This window comes from Synechococcus sp. PCC 6716 (genome assembly GCF_022570815.1).
GTDB classification, from domain to species: Bacteria; Cyanobacteriota; Cyanobacteriia; order Thermosynechococcales; family Thermosynechococcaceae; genus Thermosynechococcus; species Thermosynechococcus lividus.
The window spans coordinates 391,541-411,862 of record NZ_JAKLTU010000001.1; the positions used below are offsets into that span (position 1 = coordinate 391,541).

19 protein-coding genes and 1 tRNA gene are annotated in these 20,322 nt (G+C 53.3%); 4 read left to right on the plus strand and 16 right to left on the minus strand.

Annotated elements, in window-relative coordinates:
- From L5220_RS01855 to L5220_RS01880, 6 genes are all read right to left on the minus strand, one after another.
- A complete protein-coding gene (locus tag L5220_RS01855) occupies positions 1 to 2,811 on the minus strand; it encodes a methyl-accepting chemotaxis protein (protein ID WP_499571236.1) in 2,811 nt (936 codons plus the stop codon).
- Between the two features lie 31 nt (positions 2,812 to 2,842).
- Entirely contained in the window at positions 2,843 to 3,349 is a 507-nt protein-coding gene (locus L5220_RS01860) for a chemotaxis protein CheW (RefSeq protein WP_499571238.1), read from the minus strand.
- 2 nt (positions 3,350 to 3,351) lie between these two features.
- Positions 3,352 to 3,714: a response regulator gene (locus L5220_RS01865; protein WP_448513887.1), complete on the minus strand. Its 363-nt coding sequence runs from the start codon at positions 3,712 to 3,714 to the stop codon at positions 3,352 to 3,354.
- A gap of 64 nt (positions 3,715 to 3,778) precedes the next feature.
- Positions 3,779 to 5,014 carry a response regulator gene (locus L5220_RS01870; RefSeq protein ID WP_499571240.1) on the minus strand — a complete coding sequence of 412 codons (1,236 nt, stop codon included), beginning with the start codon at positions 5,012 to 5,014 and terminating at the stop codon, positions 3,779 to 3,781.
- 304 nt (positions 5,015 to 5,318) lie between these two features.
- Positions 5,319 to 5,645 carry a 2Fe-2S iron-sulfur cluster-binding protein gene (locus L5220_RS01875; RefSeq protein WP_099797660.1) on the minus strand — a complete coding sequence of 109 codons (327 nt, stop codon included), beginning with the start codon at positions 5,643 to 5,645 and terminating at the stop codon, positions 5,319 to 5,321.
- 314 nt (positions 5,646 to 5,959) lie between these two features.
- Positions 5,960 to 6,033 (minus strand) — tRNA-Val (locus L5220_RS01880).
- Positions 6,034 to 6,172: 139 nt separating this feature from the next.
- Here L5220_RS01880 and L5220_RS01885 point away from each other — a divergent pair.
- Positions 6,173 to 7,465 carry an efflux RND transporter periplasmic adaptor subunit gene (locus L5220_RS01885; RefSeq protein WP_499571242.1) on the plus strand — a complete coding sequence of 431 codons (1,293 nt, stop codon included), beginning with the start codon at positions 6,173 to 6,175 and terminating at the stop codon, positions 7,463 to 7,465.
- Positions 7,466 to 7,713: 248 nt separating this feature from the next.
- Positions 7,714 to 8,877, plus strand: a complete 1,164-nt coding sequence (locus L5220_RS01890) for a glycosyltransferase family 4 protein (protein ID WP_499571244.1) — start codon at positions 7,714 to 7,716, stop codon at positions 8,875 to 8,877.
- Between the two features lie 132 nt (positions 8,878 to 9,009).
- Here L5220_RS01890 and L5220_RS01895 read toward each other — a convergent pair whose 3' ends face one another.
- The 6 genes from L5220_RS01895 to murD all read right to left on the minus strand — a co-directional run bounded on the left by L5220_RS01895 (position 9,010) and on the right by murD (position 15,512).
- On the minus strand, positions 9,010 to 10,074 hold the full coding sequence (locus L5220_RS01895; RefSeq protein ID WP_499571246.1) for an adenosine deaminase: 1,065 nt from the start codon (positions 10,072 to 10,074) through the stop codon (positions 9,010 to 9,012).
- Between the two features lie 397 nt (positions 10,075 to 10,471).
- A complete protein-coding gene (locus tag L5220_RS01900; RefSeq protein ID WP_499499028.1) occupies positions 10,472 to 11,434 on the minus strand; it encodes an Npun_F2552 family protein in 963 nt (320 codons plus the stop codon).
- A 55-nt stretch (positions 11,435 to 11,489) separates the two neighbouring features.
- Positions 11,490 to 12,296 (minus strand): DUF1838 domain-containing protein, encoded by an 807-nt coding sequence (locus L5220_RS01905; RefSeq protein WP_499571248.1) that lies wholly within the window; start codon positions 12,294 to 12,296, stop codon positions 11,490 to 11,492.
- Between the two features lie 2 nt (positions 12,297 to 12,298).
- Positions 12,299 to 12,970, minus strand: coding sequence for a hypothetical protein (locus L5220_RS01910; protein ID WP_499571250.1), 672 nt, complete (start codon positions 12,968 to 12,970; stop codon positions 12,299 to 12,301).
- Between the two features lie 12 nt (positions 12,971 to 12,982).
- Positions 12,983 to 14,143 carry an AI-2E family transporter gene (locus L5220_RS01915; protein ID WP_448515490.1) on the minus strand — a complete coding sequence of 387 codons (1,161 nt, stop codon included), beginning with the start codon at positions 14,141 to 14,143 and terminating at the stop codon, positions 12,983 to 12,985.
- Between the two features lie 4 nt (positions 14,144 to 14,147).
- A complete protein-coding gene (murD, locus tag L5220_RS01920) occupies positions 14,148 to 15,512 on the minus strand; it encodes a UDP-N-acetylmuramoyl-L-alanine--D-glutamate ligase (protein ID WP_499571252.1) in 1,365 nt (454 codons plus the stop codon).
- A 173-nt stretch (positions 15,513 to 15,685) separates the two neighbouring features.
- On the opposite strand from murD, the gene L5220_RS01925 reads away from it, so the two are divergent.
- Complete coding sequence (locus L5220_RS01925; protein ID WP_198406078.1) at positions 15,686 to 16,120, plus strand: hypothetical protein; 435 nt, start codon at positions 15,686 to 15,688, stop codon at positions 16,118 to 16,120.
- Here the strand turns inward: L5220_RS01925 and L5220_RS01930 are convergent.
- The 3 genes from L5220_RS01930 to L5220_RS01940 form a co-directional block, all read right to left on the minus strand.
- Entirely contained in the window at positions 16,117 to 16,455 is a 339-nt protein-coding gene (locus tag L5220_RS01930; RefSeq protein WP_448515487.1) for a hypothetical protein, read from the minus strand. The genes L5220_RS01925 and L5220_RS01930 overlap by 4 nt on opposite strands.
- 32 nt (positions 16,456 to 16,487) lie before the next feature.
- A complete protein-coding gene (locus L5220_RS01935; protein WP_198406077.1) occupies positions 16,488 to 16,802 on the minus strand; it encodes a hypothetical protein in 315 nt (104 codons plus the stop codon).
- 70 nt (positions 16,803 to 16,872) lie between these two features.
- Positions 16,873 to 17,097 carry a replication restart DNA helicase PriA gene (locus L5220_RS01940; protein ID WP_448515485.1) on the minus strand — a complete coding sequence of 75 codons (225 nt, stop codon included), beginning with the start codon at positions 17,095 to 17,097 and terminating at the stop codon, positions 16,873 to 16,875.
- Positions 17,098 to 17,582: 485 nt separating this feature from the next.
- Here L5220_RS01940 and L5220_RS01945 point away from each other — a divergent pair, with 485 nt between their 5' ends.
- A complete protein-coding gene (locus tag L5220_RS01945; protein ID WP_499571255.1) occupies positions 17,583 to 19,265 on the plus strand; it encodes an N-acetylmuramoyl-L-alanine amidase in 1,683 nt (560 codons plus the stop codon).
- A gap of 5 nt (positions 19,266 to 19,270) precedes the next feature.
- Here the strand turns inward: L5220_RS01945 and rfaE1 are convergent, their stop codons facing one another.
- Entirely contained in the window at positions 19,271 to 20,296 is a 1,026-nt protein-coding gene (rfaE1, locus tag L5220_RS01950; RefSeq protein WP_499571257.1) for a D-glycero-beta-D-manno-heptose-7-phosphate kinase, read from the minus strand.
- Positions 20,297 to 20,322: the final 26 nt, after the last annotated feature.

Here is a 20,322-nt window from a genome sequence, read left to right on the forward strand (position 1 = left end):
CTACACCTCAGAGCTGACCTTAAAGATGTTGACTGAGGTTTGTAACTCCTGCGCAGCAGCCACCGTATCTTGCAAGGATTCGGAAATATGTTTCGATGTGGCGGACATCCCCTCCGACACCTTGGCAATATCGTGCATCAGGGTATTCACCGTATTCGAGGTGCGCGACTGGGAGATAGTAGCTTGGGAAATCGACTGCACCAACTCATCAATGTGCTGCGACACCTGCACAATCTGCTCAAGGTTTTCCTTGGTCACTTCCACTAAACGGGTGCCTTCCACCACCTGAGCGGTGCCGGTTTCCATGGCGCGTACCACCTCGTTTGTTTCCTGCTGAATCGTTTCCACAATTTGCTCAATTTCGCGGGTTGCCGCTGCCGATCGCGCCGCCAGTTCCCCCACCTCTTCCGCAACCACCGCAAACCCACGGCCTTCTTCGCCCGCCCGCGCCGCCTCAATACTGGCGTTGATGGCCAAAAGGTTCGTTTGCAGCGCAATTTGGTTAATCAGGGAGATCACCTTGGAAATCTGTTGCGAGGATTCCCCGAGCCGTTTGACTTTTTTGGCGGTCTCGGCGACAGTTTCGCGCAGATGCAGAATACTCTGCACCGTTTCATCCATGGTTTCCCCACTGCTGAGGGCGCGCTCTGAGGCTTGCCGCGCCACTTCCGCTGCTTGGTTGGCACTGTCGGCCACCAATTGAATCGAGGTGGACATTTGCTCCACCGCCTCTAGCATCCGTTTCACTTTCTTGGCTTGGCGCAACGACTCCTCGGCCAACTGCTTCATGGCAGCCTCATCATCCATGAGCTGAGCGTTCACCTTTGCGGTGGTGGCCTTCACTTGCACCACCACGTCCCGCAGGCTCTCAATCAGGGAGTTAAAAATATCGGCAACGGTGCCAATTTCATCGGCGGTGATGTCTGCCCGTACCGTCAAATCCCCTTGGGAGGCGGCCTCCACCTCGCTCAGCAAGTTGATGAGCTGCGATTGAATCCGTTCGGTGAGTGCACGCTGCTCTTGGGCAAGGCGTTCAGCATTTTGCTGGGCAGCAATGGTTTGAGCCAGAAAGTTAGCCCGCTCCAACACCAGACCGGCTTGGGTGGCAAGCTGCTGGAAAAAGTCAATTTCTACTTGCTGCCAAGAGCGCGGTTCGCTGCACTGATGGGCAATCAGGAGGGCAACTAACTTCTGCTCTACCCGTAGGGGCACCACTAAACTGGCGCGAACTTTGAGGGGAGCAAGCTGCTTGAGGTGGCACTCTGTTAAATTGGCATTGAGAATATCCGTGGTGGCTTGAATGCGGCCATTGGCATAGGCTTTAGCCCAATTTTGCCGAAAGCAGGGATCATCAATCACCTGATCAAGAGCTTTGGGCCACTCGCGACCAACCGACTCTGCAACGACTGTGCCGATGTAATTGTCATCAAACTCATAGACAATCACCCGATCACACTGCAAGCTTTCGCGGGCATCGTCCACAAGGGTCTGGAGAATGGCGGGACGATCCTGCTGCTGGGCAAGGCGGAAGGAAATATCCCGCAGTTGCTGCGCTCGCCGAGCGTTAGCCGTGGTTTGTTCAAGGGAGTCCTGTAGCTGCTCAGCCATTTGGTTAATGGTGCGCCCCAAGGTTGCGAGTTCGTCATCGCCCTGCACTGGAATGCGGGTGTCCAGTGCCCCTTGGCCAATTTGGGTCACTGCTTTGGTTGCCTGCAGTAGGGGCTTGAGGGCGCGGTTGCTCAGGTAAATGGCGATCGCCCCTGCTACTAGGGCAGTGCCCCCCATCCCCAAAAGTAGCGACCACGTCAGGTTTTGCAGTGGCCTGAGGGCGTAGGCTTCATCAGTACTCAGAACAATGCTGGCAAAGGGCTGTGAGATGCTTGTAGAGCTAACCATTTGCGATCGCCCGTCAGACTGCCGTTTTTCAGTGAGAGCACTGGCGGCTTCCGAAGCCTGTCGCTCAGCGAGTTTGGGAAATACGCTCTGCAGCGACTGACCCTGCAATTGCGGCAGCGAGGACGCAAAGATTGTCCCCCTTGGCTCCACGAGGTAAAATCCGTGATGATCGCCTTGGCCATAGATTTTCAAAAACTGATCAATACTGCTTTTGGGTACCCGTAAGCGCAAAACCGCAGTGATTTGATTGGTCTGAGGGTTGATCAGCGGTGCCGCTACAAACATCCCTAAGGGACGATCCGGCAACGAAAGGGTTGGCTCAACGGTGATCACCGGCCCACGGGTTTGAATGGCGAGCTTAAAGTACTCGTGATTCTGTAGGATGTTATTGGCTAATCTATTCCCCGCTGCGGATTGTGCTATCACTGTGCCACGGCCATCATTGGCAATAATTGCGGCACTGTCGTAGGCGGGGTAGGCATCTAAAAACTGGTTGAGCACCTGCTGTAGGGGTTGCCGCTGCCCGGCTTGTAGTTCGCTGCCGTAGCGAGTGCTGAATAGAGACGACAGCACCCGAATATCGCCACGGCGATCGCGCAAAAACGCCTCAAACTGGATTGCGGCACTTCTAGTGCCCTGCTGCTGTAGCTGTAACACTTGCTGGCTGAGTTGCTGGCGCGTCACTTCATTGGCCGTGAAGCCCACCACCGCCATGGGTAGGGTTGCCAGAGCCACGGCAGTTGTAATCAACTTTGGCCGCAGTCCCCACTGCTTGGGCTTGGGGGGCGGTACTGGTTCTTTGCTGAAGTGCTCCTGCGGTGTTGACGCTGGCTGCTCTGGCAGCGGTGGTAACTGGTAGTTCATCACCGAGGGGGGCAGTTCAGGCACCTCTACGGGCGGTTTAGCAGTGGTCATGGTTCACACATCCTAACGGCAAAATAGTCAACTATCCAGCATCAACAGGAGTCATCGCCCTGAGGGGCGCACTGGCGATCGCCTGAGCATCGAGCACGAAACACATCTGGCCGTCCACCAGACAGCACCCTTTCAGATAGGGCACCAAAGCAGCACTCACGGTACCCACCGGCGACTGAATCGTTCCGGGAGCTAGACGTAAAATGCCACGGACATCACTAACGGCAACACCTAGCCGTTTTTCCGATAACCGTATGAGGGCAACGGTATAGTAGGGGCAATCGCTGCTGAGGGGGTCTAGCCCCAATAACTGACCCAGATCAATAACCCAAACCACGCGGTTGCGGTAGTTCAGCAAGCCCATCACTAGCCCCGGCATATTGGGCATCACGGTCAATTGGTCAGGGGCAACGACCATCACCTGTTGGGCATCCACCATGGGAACTAATGCGGTGAGGCGATCGTTCACGATGAGCCGTAGATAGGCATCGCTCCCGCTCAGACCCTTAACATGAACATCAGCAACTGCTTGGGTCATAGCTAAACCACCACGGACTTCAACGCCCGCAACAAATCCTCCCGATTAAAGGGCTTCGTGATGTAGGCATCTGCTCCCTGCTTCATCGCCCAGAGACGATCCAATTCTTGATTTTTGGACGTACACACAATAATCGGTAACTTTTCAGTTTCCGGATTTTTCTTGAGACTACGGCAGAGTTCAAAGCCACTCATCCCCGGCATAACCACATCGGTAACCACCACATCCGGTTTGTACTGCGTCACTTTTTGCAGTGCCTCCTTGGCATCTGTTGCTGAAATGACCGTATAGCCACTGTCCTTCAGAAACGAGGTAATCAAGGCCATTTCTGAAGGGGTATCTTCCACAACCAAGACCGTACTCATGCCGCCTCCCAAACAATAAAAACCATCAGTAAATGTCAATATACAGTGGTCAGGCAATCCACCACTACGTTAGGTACTGAAAAACCATTTTCAGTAGCTCTGCTTGGGTAAAGGGCTTGGTCATGTAGTCTGTTGCCCCCACAAGGCGTGCCTTTGCCCGGTCAATCAACCCTGTGTTCCCCGTAACCATGATGATGGGTAGAGACTTAAAGTGTTGATGATTGCGAATGACCTTGCAAAACTTATAGCCATCAATGTTAGGCATTCCCACATCGAGCAGAATCAAGTCAGGCTTGAGCCGCATCACCTCCATTAATGCTTTGACCGAGTCGTTGAGAGCAATCACCTGAAACGCATCGTCTGCCAAAAACCGCTTGATTTCATTGAGCATGGTGGGACTGTCGTCAATGCAGACAATCGTAAAGGTACGGTTGGGAACGTGGGAGGTGAAAAAGCCACTGGTCAGTTCTTGGGTGTCAGCATCCTCTGTGGGCACCAGTTCCTGCAATAGACTGGCATCAAAGTTGGGCAGAAGATCAAAGGGACGCTGGGGTTCACGCACCACAACAGCACCCTTCTCAATCAAGGGCAGGAGACTGCGCACCAGAGAAATTTCATTCTGATTCATTAGTACCGCCAAATGACGGAAGCTAAATCCCCGCAGCATTGACCCTAACCGTTGCTGTTGTTCTGGGGTCAGATTGACCTGAGCACTGCTAAAAAAGTAGGGTCGCTGAAACGGGGATGTAATTTTGTGCCCTAAGCTCAACCACTGTTGAATCTGAGCTTTACAAGCAGCGACTAAACGCGCTGTATCAAAATGAGTAACGATGGGAACATCAAAGTAGGGGACAAGCTGGTGCTGACCTCTCGTAAGGTGTAAAAACGATTCGAGGACTTCTACAATGAGTCCCTCTACCACTTGGCGAAACTGCTCAGGGGTGATGATACCTTCCGTGAGGAGCCAGCGCAGACTTTCGTACTCGTAAATGGGTGTGGGGGTGTTCGCCAACTCCCACTGCTGCCGTACCTGTGCTCGTAAATCGCGATCTAATGCTGACACCTGTTGACTCAAACGCCGCAGGTGCCGCTCGAAGCGATCGCCCGGATCAATACTATGGGTGGCATAAATAAGACTGCCTTGATGCAGATACAAAAACCACTGCTGCTGCTGTACCGTTAGCTTGAAGCACCCTGTCCCCCCCGACGTTGCCAGTTGTTGCAAAAGACGCTCTGGCTGTACCGCATCTGCAAACTGCGGCTCTGTGCTACTGCTCAACCCCCGATCTGATGTCATCATACCGACCTCCAAACTGCCGCCTTTGCCCCAAGATCCGCAGAATCTCAAGGATTGCCAGCACGTAAGTTAAGACATCACCTTGCCAGCCTGCTGTGGACACCAAGACTCCACACAGCTGCAAATATCCTGCGCCACTACAAGAATGATGTAATGTGATGATTATATTAAGGGTTGGCGACCCAATTATGAAAGAAAACTTCAGAAAAGTTAATGACTTGAAAAAAATGAACAAATAGCCAACGATTTTCTAATTCAAACCATCAACAAAACTCAACAAATCAACTCGAGATTAATTTAATTAAACTTAAGTTAAGTTAAGTAAATTATCTTCTTCGTGAGTAGAAATCACGCAATCAGACGTAGGGTAAGCGGCGCACAACAGTACAAAACCAGCTTTTAGTTCCTTTTCTTTTAGGAACGAGTGATCAGACTGGTCAACGGTGCCCTTGAGGATGCGACCTGCACAGTTGACGCAGGCTCCAGCGCGACAGGAGTAGGGCAGTGGAATACCTTGAGCCTCGGCAGCATCGAGGATGTATTCATCGGCATGAACGCGAATGGTTTTGTTGAGACCCTTTTGTTCATTGACCAAGGTGACGTTATATACTTTGCTATGATCACGCTTTGTCATTCGTGTTCTCCTGAAAATTATTCTTGAGAGCAAGGAGCCTAATAGCTTGTGTTGGCTGGCAGTTTAGAGTAGTTTCTATCTCGCCATTTTCACTTTAGGCAAGTCTTTTCCCCGGCTCTTATTCTAGCAAAGAACTCCCTACCAAGATCCGTCGCAGTGCTCCGCCCATAACCGTTGAGGCTTGGGGGGTGGTGGTTGCGTAGCGTGCCGAGGGCGTAGCGGCGGGCGTCCCTAAAGATAGCTAATAGCGGCTAGAAACATCTAACCATCCCATACGTGCTGATGAGAACTGGGCTATAGCGTTTAAACCTTGATGGACACAACTGGACTCGAACCAGTGACCCCCACGATGTCAACGTGGTGCTCTAACCAACTGAGCTATGCGTCCTTGGATTAATTACTATACCATGACTACCCAGCACTTACTAGTAATTGACTGCTCCTGCTCTCTCAACCGGGAAGGGTGGGGGAACTGCGGCAAACCCGTAACATAACGTTAGAATAGGTAAAACATTGCAAAAATACCCATGGCGGCCTTTATCCCCTTTGTTGGTAAACCCTCGCAGCGATGGCGATCGCTGCTGATTGGGGGCATTGTGGCTGGCCTCATTGCCAGCGGTAGTCTAATTGTGTGGCGATCGCGCCACAGCCCCCTTGACGTAGATCGCTACACAGTACCGGTGATGGATAGCCGTGATTTGGTTGCCCGGGTTGCTGCTACTGGGACGGTGGTACCGGTGCAAACGGTCAACATCAGCCCTAAGCGCTCAGGGTTACTCACAGACCTCTACGTGGAGCAGGGAGATGTCGTGAAGGCCGGTCAGGTGATTGCCCGCATGGACAACCGCGATGAGCGGGCGCAGCTTGCCCAAGCCCAAGCCAACTTAGCTGATGCCATTGCCCGGCGCGATCGCACCGTTGCTGGCAACCGAGCCGAGGAAATTGCTCAAGCCCAAGCTCAAGTTCGTGCTGCTGCCTCCCGTGCCAAACTAGCCCAAGAACGGCTGAACCGGAATGAAGCCTTAGCTGCCGAAGGGGTGATTCCGCGGGATACCCTTGATGAACTTATTGCCAACCGCGACAATGCGATCGCGACCTCAAACGAAGCCCAAAAGCGTCTGCAACTGTTGCAGCGAGGCTCGCGTAGTGAAGACATTCGCCAAGCAGAGGCAGCAGTAACCGCAGCGCAAGCCCAAGTCCAAGCTGCACGGGTGGCCTTGGAAGATACCGTGATCCGCGCCCCCTTTGACGGAATTATTACCCAGAAATATGCTGTTCCGGGGGCTTTTGTTACCCCAACTACCTCTGCCTCAACAACCACATCGGCCACCTCTACCTCAATTGTGGCGATCGCTGAGGGGTTAGAAATTTTAGCAGAAGTGCCAGAGGTTGATATTAGCCAAGTACAACTGGGACAGCCCGTGGAAATTCGCGCCGATGCCTACCCAGGGCGAACGTTTCAGGGGAAGGTGCGCTTGATCGCCCCCGAAGCTGTCGTGGAGCAAAATGTCACTTTCTTTCAGGTGCGGGTGTCGCTCCTGTCAGGGCTAGCGGAACTGCGCTCCGGGATGAATGTCGATTTGGATTTCCTTGGCCAAAAAGTGGCCAATGCCCTCTTAGTGCCAACAGTGGCGATCGCTGTCGAAAAGGGAAAGACCGGCGTTTACGTCATGGGTGCCGATAACAAACCGGAGTTTCGCCCCGTCACCATCGGCAGTAGCTGGCAAGATCAAACCCAAATCATCACGGGTGTCACCGCTGGCGAGCGCGTGTTCACAGATTTCCCAGATCAGCTGCGTCCCAAGCAGGAGACCAACTAACCAAGGGAAAACGCGATGACCCTGCACCATGTATCCATTCGCACCACCGATATTCACCGGTTATCCTTGAGCACCACTGTAGTTATCATTCTCCGTCTGGCCTGAGAAGGTTGGTGTTCCCTGCCATTATCATAATCATACGGTGCCTTGAGAATATGCCATCTCCGCTGTGGCCTATTGTCCAGCACTCCTATAGGGTAAAGGAAAGGTGTGGGGTTACCCGCCGAATAAGCTAAAAGGAATAATGTGTGACTCTTCATATTGCATGGTTAGGCAAAAAGTCTCCCCCCTGCGGTAACGTTACCTACAGTCGGGAAATTACCAACGGCCTGCTAGACCGGGGATATCAGGTCAGCTTTTTGCACTTTGCCCAAGAGGATGAAAATGGAGTGGAGCAAGACGGCGAGTGCCCCGATGTTCCACTGCCATGCCTCTACAAGTCACAGGTTTATACGCTCCCGTCTCTGCGGGCGAATAAGGTATTGGTAGAATCCCTAAAAAAGCTCAAACCGGATGTTGTCCATGCCTCGTTAACGCTCTCGCCCCTTGACTTTTTTCTGCCGGATATTTGTGCTGAGTTAAAAATCCCTTTGGTGGCAACGTTTCACCCTGCCTATAGCGAAAAGTATCGCACCCTCTCGGCAGGCACCGCCTTAATGACCTATCAACTCTATGCCCCGTTTCTTGCTAATTACGACCGTGTAATCGTTTTTTCGCAGGCACAGAAAGAGTTGTTAATGCGTCTTGGGGTTGGTGCGCAGACGCTGCTGATCATTCCCAATGGCGTGGATACTCGCAAGTACACCCCTGGACATTCAGGTGCCAAGGACGAGTTTAAGGCGCGCTATTTATACGTCTATCAGGGCAGAATCGCCATTGAAAAAAATGTTGAGGCGCTCCTGCGATCGTGGTGCGCCGCAGATATGCCGGAGGATTGCAAACTCCTGATGGTAGGTGGCGGTTCCCTCATGCCATCCTTAATGGCACATTATGGTCCTGAACACAATATTCTCTGGTTAGGCTCGGTAGTGGACGATCAGCGACGGTTGGAGATCCTGCGCGGCTGTGATGTCTTTATTTTGCCTTCGCAAATTGAAGGGCTATCTCTGTCGCTGTTGGAGGCAATGGCCTGTGGTTTAGCTTGCTTGGCCACGGATGTAGGCGCTGATGGCGAAGTCCTGACGGGAGCAGGGATTGTGCTGAATCCACAGTATGTTAAGACCCAACTCCAAACCTTACTACCCATGTTTTACCACCATCCAGAGATGATCCGGCTACTGGGGGAAAAAGCACGGAAACGAGTGCTCGAAAGCTATAGCCTGAGTCGCAATCTGGATCGCCTTGAGGTGTGCTATCAAGAGGTTGTGCATTCCTATGCGCATCCCGTAGGAACATCGCGATCGCCAGCTTAGAGTAAGCCCCTCTAGACTAGACTTGACACTCCCACCGACTCAAGTCAGAGGATTCTTGCTGATACCGCTGGTTGGGTTGTTCACCAAGTTTTTAGCGATTAGTATCGGAATAAATTGGCGACCAACGCCGCTTTATGGTTTTTCCGCCCCGCACTCAAGTACGGAGCTACCAAGCACCCCCAATGTGTTCTGGAGCAAGTGACTCAACAGTAGGGTGGGAGGGTGATCGTGGGGCCAGGCAAAGGCATGGCGAAAGGCCGCTTCTTGGCAGGCTTGCAGTTCCTTAAAGTTAAGGATGTCGTGGGTGAGTAAGTTTTCGTATTCGAAGGGCAGGCGCACGTTGTGCAAGCCAGCATTATCGGTACAGATAGCGACATCAACCCCCGCTTCAAAACAGCGGCTAAACACTAAACGCAACTGGTCGTAGCTTTCGAGGGTGCCGGTTTGAAAATAGGTGGTGGGACACACCTCAAGGCATTGCCCTGCCGCTGCTACCTCTGGCAGCAACTCAGGATAGCGCAACGGAATTTGAATACCATGACCAATACGTTGTAGGTACGGCAGGAGTTGGGGGTAGCACCCGTTGGCGGTTTCGTAAAGGTGACCCGTGGTCTTTAAGCCGCGATCGCGGGCATAGGCATAGAGTTGGATGAATTCTCCAAGGCGATCGCCATAAACTGAGTCTCCCCCAGCTAAATCAATGCCGCAGACAAACTGAGGGAAATGAGCCGCCAAATCGACAATGACTCGATTCACAGCGTAGGGCAGCCGCGTGTGCATACAGAGAATTTGGCTGGTGACTATCGGATACTCAGGCACTTGGCAGGCTAAGCCGACGGTTTTCACGACATCCGCCATTTGCTCAATGCGACTGGCCTCGCTGAGGTGGGGATCGGTGCGCAGGTAAGGCGTATAGCGTAGCTCTAGATACGCCAAGTTTTCAAAAATGTAGGCACCGCGAATCAACCGGAAAATAAAGTAGGGTAGTGTTTGGAGGGTTTGCACACTCTCTACTAAGGTGTGTAACTCTAAATACTCGTCAAGGGATTGGCGGGGCTTGGTGTAAAACGTTTCAAATTCGCTATAGTCCGGGAAGCGAGCCGCACGCGACGGATCGTTGCGCTGGAAGTAACGCCAGAGGATACGCGGCACAACCGAGCCACCTAAATGCCGATGCAGTTCTGCGTAAAGTGCCATACCAACTCCTGCTGTTGCTGAATCTGGCCATGAATTGCCCTCATCTCCAACCCTTCTCCCTAGGGAGAGGGGAGCTAAGAGTCTTGTTCCCGCTCCCAAAGGAGAGGGCTAGGGTGAGGGCGGTAAAAGACTCAAACCCGAAAATCATACTTCTGTTCAGGAACACCCCAACTCCTTAATGGTGGCCAAAACGGAACTTAAGGATAGGCTGCCCGATGCTCCAGACATCTAGGCCATCAACAGCACACGAAGAGTGAACTTACCGCGTATCCTCGTCAGTAGCTGCCCAGCCCATCAGATCAGGTGAGTCGCTCAGGTGTGATCGTTAGCTACTGGTACAAACGCCCATGCTCTTAATGTTAACAAATTTTACAAGGTTCTGAAAACCGTACTTCTCCTAAGACTGGTGGGTATAGGTGGCTAAGGGTTCTTTAATCCAGCGGATATACAGATGCTTGAAGGTAGATTTCAGGACGCGGGGGGCACCAAAATCGATGGGCATCATCTGGCTGGGCAGTTTCCAGTCTGGAACCTGTAGTTCTTCTGGTTGCGCCAAGGGAAAGTGTAGCTCTTCGAGGGTGTAGTTTAAGCCGAGAGCCGTCGCTGCGCGCTGGGTGGGGATGCGCTCTGGATCAACATTGAGAATGGCCACCATGGCGCGGTCAAGGGCAAAGACATTCTGGCTGGCCGCTAATATATTCAAGGGGCGGGGGGTGCCACCGCTGGGGCCATTGCCTTCATGGCCGATAATGCCGTCCATAATCGTCAGATCGGGGCTGATGGCGCGAGCCGTTTCCACCAGCATCCGCCCGAAGCGATCGCTATCTTTACCGGCTTCCATGTGCCACCATGCTTTCATTTTGCCCGGCACGCAGCCAAAGAGATTTTTCACACCAAGGGTAAGCGTGAGTTGGACGTGGGATTTGACTTTCGGCAAATTAATGACCACGTCGGCGGCCATGGCCTCCTTACTGAGGCGCAGATGCTGAAACTCAGGATTGCTGGTACTGTAGCGATCGCCATGGAATTCAATCACGGGCAAGTTCAGCGCCTCAATAAAGGGGAGATAGCCATTGTTGCGCGCTACCCCCAAGGCAGAGCCAAAGGCAGGGCCATCCCCCAAAAAAGGCTSCCCCCCAACCGCCTGTACCATTTTGGCCACACAGTACACTAGCTCAGGACGGGTGACGCATTCGTGCTTTGGGCGTGCCCCTGTGAGCAAGTTGGGCTTCAGGAGGACGCGATCGCCGGGTTGAACAATGGCGGCCATGCCGCCAAGGGGCGCCAACAGTGCCTCCAAAGACTGGCTCAACACCGCCACATCGTAGGTAGCAGCCCGCAATAAACTAACCGTCGGCATCCGCAACTCCTTTCAAGGTCACTGTTGGCAGTGTGCCACAGGATTCTCTATTGGATCACAGCGGAAAGGTTTCTCCGGCTAAATAGGCCTCAAAATGCTCTTGAAAATAGAGCCATGAGGTCATATCCGCCCCGTCGCGGTAGGTAGTGGGGGCTTCGCAATAGTGGGGCAATCGTTGCAGTTGCTCTTGCAGTAACCGCGGCAGCGCAGCAACCTCAAAGGCTTTTTGGCCACTGGCACTGTAGATCAGGTAACCGGGGCGATCGCCCATTTTCATCCACGGCAACCACGGGCCAATGCGGCTCCAGTAGAGCTGGACATCGCGAATTGTTGAACTCCCCTGATCGTTGAGATCCGCCGTTGCCACCGTCAGCTTAAATAGCTCGACGGCTTGGTACAGCGGCTGCGGGCTATACTCACCAAATCGGGGGTCGCTCGCAAGGGGATTGGCATAGTAGGGAAACAGATCAAACTGAAACGTAGTTGTAGTTGCTCGCACTTGGGCGGGCACCTCACGGCGAAACAGCCCCTGTACCGGATCATTAGCCACAGGAATGACGGTTAACACCTCCTGTGTCCAAGGGTTGCGCCAGCGATCGCCCACGGTATTTGTCTCTGGGTCAAGGTAAAACGTTAGCTCGCGGGATAAAAAATACCAACCCGATTCTGGATGAGGCACACAGCGGGCAGCACTCATGCCGACAATGTTAAAGAGGTGGCGGCGCGGTTCCTGCGGCACAAAACTATACACGGCCCCTTGCCACACCATAAACGTAGTGTCCCCGGCCAAATCTGCCCGTACCCGCACCCAATCCCGGGCAGTAACCCACTCTTGACGGGATTCTGCTGTGGCTGTCTCCATTGTTACTCACCCCGCACTGGAATATTGGCCGCCTGTAGCTGCACATCTTGGTTGGGGTAACTGGCTAAGCGCAAGGTAATGGTTGTTGTGTCCGCAAGCAAACTTTTAGGAATAGTAATGACACCGGTTGCCAGATCACTGCCCGCGGGAAGCTCGGTGGGTAGCCCCTCCGTCAAGGCACTGAGAAGGTTCCCGTGATCATCTTTCACTTCCAGAAACGTATAAATAAACTGAATCCTTTGGCTACTGTCATTTTTGAGGGTAACGTTCAAAACCAGGTCTTGGCCAATAGACTGGACTGAGCGAACTTCTAAGCGCACCCCCTTATCCTCTGCCACAATCGGCAGGCTACTCTGCTCACTGGCCTGTGGCTCAGGCACTGCGGACTGAGCAGGGGCGGGCACAATGTCTCGCTCCGTTGAGGTGTGACTCATTTCAGCAATGGTGGCTTGGGTGCGGGCAATAATTTCGGCCTCATCAAGAATGGTGGGGCGCTCTTGACCACTGTGGCTGAGGGCATTGCCAAGAATTGGATTGACCACGGGTTGCGAAACCCCCCGCAACGAGTCCCGCCCCACGTAATAGCCGATAAAGGCCGTTACTGTGGTAATGACTCCCGTCAAGGCAATCAGTACCAATGAGGTGAGAAGACCGGGATGAATTGCACGCAGCATCGCCACTATCTCCTAGGATGGATTCATTTTGGAGGAAAACGTGGTTGTTGGGGTAGGGGGTGCGGATAATTCTAGCTGTGAAGAGTCTTCGAGGTTCAGGCGCGATCGCACACTCACGAGAAAGGTTTTAATCACTACGGCAATGGGGACCGCAATCACCACCCCTACTAGGCCAGACACCCGCGCCCCAGTCAAAATGGCTAAAAAGACCCAAACCGGGTTGAGACCAGTGAAGCTGCCAATGATGCGCGGTGCCACAATATTTTCGAGAAGTTGTTGAAACAGAAAGGAAAACCCACACACCTTCAGAGCAAGCCAGCCATCTTGCAAGGTCACTAACAAACTGACGGAAATAATGCCCACCGTGCCGCCAAAGGGAACCAGCGCCATCACGCCGATAATCACCCCAAACAATAAACCGTAGGGCACTTTCAGGAACACAAAAATTGTGGTGAGGCCAACCCCCATACACAACGCAAGAATTAACTGGCCAATAAAATAACTCTCAAAGCTCTTGCGAATGGTCTCTGAGGCGATGGGGCGTAAGGTGTCTGGTAGCCAGCTAATTAAACCGTCCCAAATCTCATCGCCGTGCTGTAGCAAGTAAAAGGTCAAGACGACCGTCAAGATCACATTGATAATGACATCCACCACACTGCTGACAGTCCCTAAAATCAAGTTCAGGGCTTCACGGGCAACGGCCTGTAGTTGATCTTTGAGCTTTTCCAGCAATTGGTTGGCAAGGGCATCAATATCAATGGTGACGGGTAAGTTCAAGGTATCAATCCACTGGCCAAACTCTAAGAGCCGTCGTTGGCTTGAGCTAAACCAGTCGGGTAAGCGGGCGATGAGTTGCTGCGCCTGATTTAAGACATTGGGTACTAAAACAATGCCAACAATGGCAATGAGCACTAGCGCCAGCAAGAAGACTACGACTGCTGCCGGTCCGCGGGGATTGCCTTGCTCTTCGATCCAACGCACGGGGTAATTCAAGAGAAAGGCAAACAGGGAGGCTAAAATTAACACCGCCACCAAGGGGCCAAAAAAGCTGAGAATTGAAGCAAACGCCCAAAAGTTTAGGGTCAAGAGGGGGGCGGCTAATGCAATGATCAGCAGGCGACTCCCAACGGATAGGCGGCTCCACCAGTGGATAGGCGCTGGAGACTGGCTCATAGGGCTACAATTCTAGACATAGTTGACGAAAGTGCTCACCGCGCTCTTCAAAATTCTGATACTGGTCAAAACTGGCACAGGCGGGGGAGAACAGAACTGTTTTGATGGGATATTCAGTAACGAGATCTGCAGCAACTGCCACGGCGCGATCGAGGGTTTCCATAATCTCATAGTTGGTAAAACCAATGGCTTCAAGGCGGTTAGCAAACTGAGGAGCCGCTTCGCCAATGAGTAGCACCCATGCGGCTTTTTGTTGAATGAGGCTGAGCCATGCTTGATCATCGCCCGTTTTGGGTTGGCCCCCGGCAATCAAGACCACTGGGGCGGTGACTGATGTTAGGCCAATCGCTGCTGCGTCGTAGTTGGTGGCCTTGCTGTCGTTAATCCATTGCACGTGTCGCCAGGTACAAATGGGTTCAAGGCGGTGGGGCACGCCTGAGAAGTTGGCAACAGCGTTGGCAATGGTGAGGGCAGGAATGCCAGCAAGATAGGCTGCGGCAACCGCTAAAAGAAAGTTTTGCTGGTTATGCTGACCGGGCATTTTTAAGAGGCTCACAGGTACTAGGGGCTGCTCTTTGACCCATACTTGTCCGGCTTCGATGTAAATCCCTTGCTCAATTCCTTTAGGGAGTGCTGCTGCCCCGTGGATACTGGTCCACCATGCCTGCGGCCAGCGATCGCGGAGGTGGGTGCGCAGGTAGGGGTCATCCCCGTTAAGAATGGGTTGGTGAGCACTATTGATTAAGTGGGCTTTTGCTTCAACGTAGGCATCAAGGGTACCATGGCGCTCGAGGTGATCTGGGGTCAGGGTCGTCCAAAGGGCAAATTTAGGGGCTAGCGGCGGCAATGACTCTAACTGATAGCTACTAATTTCGGCAATGACCCAGTCGAGGTCACTGCCTGTGAGGGCAACTTCACAGATACTGTTGCCGATGTTGCCACAGGCGGGTGCGTTGTAGCCTGCGGCTTGAAAAATCGCGGCGGTGAGGGCTGTTGTGGTGGTTTTGCCGTTGGTGCCCGTAATACACACCCACGGTAGATGAGCAAGGGTATTCCAAGCAATTTCCACTTCTCCCCGCACGGGAATACCGGCTTGGCGAGCGGCAACTAAACTAGGACTGTGCCATGGCACGCCGGGGCTAATCACAATTTCGCTAGGGCGCTGCAGACCTACAGTGGTCAGGGTGTCTAAGTCGAAGCGGTAATTCAGACAGACCCGAATTCCTTCGGCTTCGAGTAGCTGTTGCTGTGACTGGAGGGCGGGGGTTTGACGGGCATCACTCACCTCCACTTGCCAGCCTTGACGCTTGAGTAAGCGAGCCGCAGCGATACCGGAGCGCCCCAAACCAATAACATGAACGGTTGGCATAGTGACTACAGTTGACAAAAACCGAAGTATGGAGACCTGACGTTGAGGATGCTTTGCCGAGGTTGTAGCAACTGTCAGTATGACCGCGAACACCGAAATGCTAGGCTAAAGAGCGATCGCCAACACAAGGTTTTACGTTTTACACTTTACCATTCTCGTGGCTGAAAGATTTTATGATGCAGTTCTTGAGAACCGTTTGGCTGTGCAGTGTGCTGCTGGGAAGCATTGGTGTGGCGTTACCGGTAGTCACTCCAGCGGCGCTGGCACGGCGGCGGGAAGCCCCTAAAGTGGTGAAGGTGACTGCGGTTACCCTCGAAAGTGAAAACATTGCCGGGGTGTGGTATCACCGCCTGACCGGGCGATTGATCAATGAGACCGATCAGCCCGCTCGTAACATTCAAATCTATTACGAAATCTATGCGCCCAATAGCAATCGAATTGTTGACGCTGGTTCTACAACCCTTAAGTCTCGTGTGGTGAACAGCCAAGCAGAGGCAGAGTTTTTAATTATTCCCAATGCAGCGGGTCGGGTCAAAATTACCTTGGTAGAATGGCTCAGTGGCGATCGCGACTATCGCTCCCATCCCCAAATGCAAGAGTTTCCCTAGGACTCATTTGCGGTTGTTTCCATAAATAGCCATTCATCCAGACCGGCGCTGTTCGCACCCAGCAGGGCGATCGCTTCTTCTAGGCGGCTGCGCTGCACATTGGCCTGACTCATCCGTTTGGCATCGGTGGTCAATAGCAGGTAGGGGCAACTTTCGCTGGACTGGATAAAGGTTTCAACGCCGCACACAAGGGGATGCATCTCAAAAAAATGGTGCAGGGCGATCGCCTGCTCTAGGGTTTCACTTTCTACGAACCCCAAAGCGCGCGTGAGGGCATCCCAGACATCGTTATCGTCATCCCGGAAACTCACCTCAGTAAAATAGCGGATCCCCATGGTGATTGATCCCTAGGGAGAGATTTGGTGGCTTAAGGAGTAGTGATGGGAGCCGCGTTATCCTGGCGGACGGGGCTGGCATCCCAGAACTTGCGATCGGAGCCACTGTTGAAGTAGGCAACATCCGACATCGTCAGCGGTGACTCTGCCTCAATCATCGGCGACCCTTGGCTCAGGTACCCCACGCAATCATTCATGAGGCTGTACACAAAGATGACGCCGCCTGCTGAGACTGCCACTAACCCACTGGCCAGCAGCAGAGAAAAATCCTGTAGGCGATAGGCACCGTGCAGCAGCCGCACAGACCAGAGCACTAATGCTAAAACCAGTAGAAGTAAGATAGCCATATGTAAACTATCTTAACAACTCTCAGGATTTTCCTCATTAATCTTTAGATTCTTCTAAGAAATTTCTTGGCTAGCACAGAGCAGTGGTGCGTTCAAGGGTGCAGGTCAGGTTTGCGCCATAGCAGCCAACATGGGTTATTTCGGGGGTGTAGGTCTCCAACACTCGGCCGGTGCGATCGCACATGGTCATCAAATAGTCACAGTGAGGACACTGGGTATGAGTAACAGAGCCATAGCGCTGTCGCAGTGCTAATTTACCACAGTGAGGGCAGTGAATCGTTTGCATCGTCACCATAATTAAATGATCCTTAAATTCTTTTACTAGGGGTTGAAAGTGTGATAAGCAATGCTGCGTATGGAAATGAATTAGAGCGGACATACGAAGCAAATAACCATTACGCAACATTAAGGAAATTTATGATTAGGAACATATTTAATTATGCGGTGAATTCAAGGCGCTGACAATGATCCCAATGTTAAAAAATATATTTACGTGCTGGGGATCAACGAATTCACCAAATGATTTGGGGCAGCATTAAAAATCTTCTGAGAAAATCGAATGTGTCTTTCGTTCAAAATTCAACTTAGATCTAACGGGGATCACAAACTATGCAACAATTGTCAACACTATGCCTCTGCCCCTAGAACGCTCCCCTAGGTGAGTAGAGAGGCTTAATAGAGGCTCAATAGTGTTAAAAGAGGTTACAAGGCTGAGTGAATTCCCTCTCGTTATTGAGCTGCGGCGTTAGTACACTCCTACTTATGCCGGTTGCTGGGGTTATGGCTGCACCACAGTTGCGGGTGGTTTATCCGCCACCACAGCATACAACCACCGCGCCGCAGATTTTTTTTATTGGTACCGCCCCGCCCGAGATGCCGGTGACGATTAATGGGGTTCCGGTGGGCGATCGCTCCCCCGCCGGACACTTTGCCCCCAGCGTGCCCCTTCAGCCCGGGGTGAACCGGATCACCGTGACGGCAGGCAAGCAAGTTTTGGCATTTACAATTACACGCGCGGTGGCAGCCCCCCCCACGACCCTCAAGCCGCTGGAGCCAACGCTGGATCTGGTGCGCCTCCCCAACGATATTGTTTGCTTCACGGCAACCGCCCCGCCCAATCGTTCCGTAGCGATTCAACTGGGTGGCGATCGCCTCGCCCTAGCGCCCTTGCCAGCAATGATCCAGTTACCCTCGAACTTAGCGGCACTCATTGACCAAGCTGCGGTCACTAGCACCACTGCGCCCCTCTACCGCAACTGCCGCCAACTCAGAGCACTGGGTGACTATGGCACTGTGCAATGGCAGATGGGGGGGAATCCTCCTATCACCTTGGCAGGTGCGCGGATTCAAGTGGCGGATCCGGCTCAGCGACCGGTGGTTGAAGTCACTCGCGAGCTTGGGGGTGTGGCTCGTACCGGAGCTGGCACCGACTATTCCCGCTTAACTCCTCTACCCGTGGGAACCCGTGCCCGGGTGCAGCGGCAAACTGGGGATTGGCTGCAACTCGACTACGGTGGCTGGATTCGCGCCAACGACGTCCGCTTTCTCGCCAGTGCCGTGCCCACAACTGCAACCATTCGCAGTATTACTAGTCGCCAACGATTGGGCTGGACAGAGGTGATCTTCCCGCTCGATGTGCCAGTGCCCATCGCCATTGACCAAGGCGATCGCCACCTGACCCTCACCCTGTACAACACCATTCCCCAAACCGACATTATTCGCCTTGATGCAGACCCCGTCATTCAACGCCTTGACTGGCAGGCCATAGGCTCAGATAAAGTGCAATACCGCTTTAACCTGCACCACCGCCAACAGTGGGGGTACCGTGTTGCCTACGAGGAAACTCGCCTTGTCCTGCAACTGCGTCATCCGCCCCGCATTCAACGGGGGTCTCGACCCTTGGCAGGTCTCACGATCTTGCTCGATCCCGGCCATGGGGGGCCCGATGATCTGGGAGCGCGGGGGCCGGATGGCACCCCAGAAAAAGTGGTAACGCTGGCCGTCGCCCAGAAACTGGCACCGGAACTTGAAGCCCTAGGCGCTACTGTGGTGCTCACCCGTACTGAGGATATGGACCTAGATTTGCCAGATCGGATTCTCGCCATTGAGGCAGCCCAGCCAACCCTTGCCCTGAGCTTGCACTACAATGCTCTGCCGGATGCTGGCGATGCCCGCAACACCCAAGGGATGGGTGCCTTTTGGTACCATCCCCAAAGCCATGACTTAGCCGTATTCCTCGCAGAGTACCTCAGCCGTAATTTAGGACGGCAGCAGTACGGGGTCTTTTGGAACAACTTAGCCCTCACCCGCCCAACCGTTGCCCCCGCTGTTCTGTTGGAGTTGGGTTTTATGATCCATCCTGAAGAATTTGAGTGGATTGTCAACCCCCAAGCGCAGCAGCAGCTTGCCCGTACCTTGGCGCAGGGAGTTCGCCAATGGCTGGTGCAGGCGATCGCCGATTAAGCCAGTTAGTCTGTTTCTAGCAAATGATGAAGTGCCGCCGCCATTTCCGCTGTGGTGGTGGTAGCCGTTCCAAACCGACGCACAACAATACTAGCAGCCAAGTTACCCAGAACTGCCGCTTCCCAGAGGCTTGCCCCCGCAACCAGCGCTAAGGTCAAGGCCGCCACGACGGTATCTCCTGCCCCCGTGACATCAAACACATCGGTGCGGTTAAATGCCGGTAAATGACTGGGCGGTTCGCCATGGCTAAATAGGCTCATCCCAGCATCCCCTCGGGTAATGAGGATGTGCTTGGCCGCAGTCAGCTCCAGTAAGTCTTGGCCAGCCCTCAGCACATCATCGGGACTGCGAATGGCATMCCCCACCGCCGCTTCGGCTTCCGGGAGGTTGGGCGTAAACAAAAAGGCGCCGTGGTATCGGGGTAGATCCCGCTGCGTATCCACAATTGTGCAGTGGTGCTGTAGGGCAGCTTGGATCACCGGTGGTGTGAAGACACCATCACCATAGTCGGAGCAGACGATCGCATCAGCACTGGCAGCATGGTGGCGAATAAAGGCTGCTAATTCCTCTTGCAGGCGTGGATGGGGTAGCTCATCAGACTTGCGATCGACCCGCACAATCTGCTGAGTGACCGACTGGCGCGCATGACCTGAGATGCGAGTTTTGGTCACTGTGGGTCGAGCCGCATCCCTGAGAATACCCTCGGTGGCAATTCCCGCTGCCTGAAAAATATTGCAAAGGGCTTGTCCTTGGCTATCGTCGCCAACGACTCCCACCGCCTGTACCGTTGCCCCCAACTTAGCCAAGTTATAGATGGCATTGGCACCCCCCCCCGGAACTTGGCGGGTGGTTTCATGACGCAAAATTAAGACCGGTGCTTCCCGCGAGAGCCGCTCCACTTGGCCGGTGAGGAATTCATCGAGGGTGAGATCCCCCACCACCAGTAGTTGTGCCCGTGTAAAGTGATCCAGCAAGTGCAAGAAACGCGGTTGTGCCGCTAGTAATTGCTCCCGGAGTGCTGTTTCTAACATGATGATTTGTCTTCTAAGCGCTGGGG

Bases quoted from the DNA above. Each gene is read 5' to 3' on its own strand.
- L5220_RS01855 (WP_499571236.1), bottom strand. From the start codon at position 2,811: ATGACCACTGCTAAACCGCCCGTAGAGGTGCCTGAACTGCCCCCCTCG.
- L5220_RS01860 (WP_499571238.1), bottom strand. From the start codon at position 3,349: ATGACCCAAGCAGTTGCTGATGTTCATGTTAAGGGTCTGAGCGGGAGC.
- L5220_RS01865 (WP_448513887.1), bottom strand. From the start codon at position 3,714: ATGAGTACGGTCTTGGTTGTGGAAGATACCCCTTCAGAAATGGCCTTG.
- L5220_RS01870 (WP_499571240.1), bottom strand. From the start codon at position 5,014: ATGATGACATCAGATCGGGGGTTGAGCAGTAGCACAGAGCCGCAGTTT.
- L5220_RS01875 (WP_099797660.1), bottom strand. From the start codon at position 5,645: ATGACAAAGCGTGATCATAGCAAAGTATATAACGTCACCTTGGTCAAT.
- L5220_RS01885 (WP_499571242.1), top strand. From the start codon at position 6,173: ATGGCGGCCTTTATCCCCTTTGTTGGTAAACCCTCGCAGCGATGGCGA.
- L5220_RS01895 (WP_499571246.1), bottom strand. From the start codon at position 10,074: ATGGCACTTTACGCAGAACTGCATCGGCATTTAGGTGGCTCGGTTGTG.
- L5220_RS01905 (WP_499571248.1), bottom strand. From the start codon at position 12,296: ATGGAGACAGCCACAGCAGAATCCCGTCAAGAGTGGGTTACTGCCCGG.
- L5220_RS01910 (WP_499571250.1), bottom strand. From the start codon at position 12,970: ATGCTGCGTGCAATTCATCCCGGTCTTCTCACCTCATTGGTACTGATT.
- L5220_RS01915 (WP_448515490.1), bottom strand. From the start codon at position 14,143: ATGAGCCAGTCTCCAGCGCCTATCCACTGGTGGAGCCGCCTATCCGTT.
- murD (WP_499571252.1), bottom strand. From the start codon at position 15,512: ATGCCAACCGTTCATGTTATTGGTTTGGGGCGCTCCGGTATCGCTGCG.
- L5220_RS01925 (WP_198406078.1), top strand. From the start codon at position 15,686: ATGATGCAGTTCTTGAGAACCGTTTGGCTGTGCAGTGTGCTGCTGGGA.
- L5220_RS01930 (WP_448515487.1), bottom strand. From the start codon at position 16,455: ATGGGGATCCGCTATTTTACTGAGGTGAGTTTCCGGGATGACGATAAC.
- L5220_RS01935 (WP_198406077.1), bottom strand. From the start codon at position 16,802: ATGGCTATCTTACTTCTACTGGTTTTAGCATTAGTGCTCTGGTCTGTG.
- L5220_RS01940 (WP_448515485.1), bottom strand. From the start codon at position 17,097: ATGGTGACGATGCAAACGATTCACTGCCCTCACTGTGGTAAATTAGCA.
- L5220_RS01945 (WP_499571255.1), top strand. From the start codon at position 17,583: ATGGCTGCACCACAGTTGCGGGTGGTTTATCCGCCACCACAGCATACA.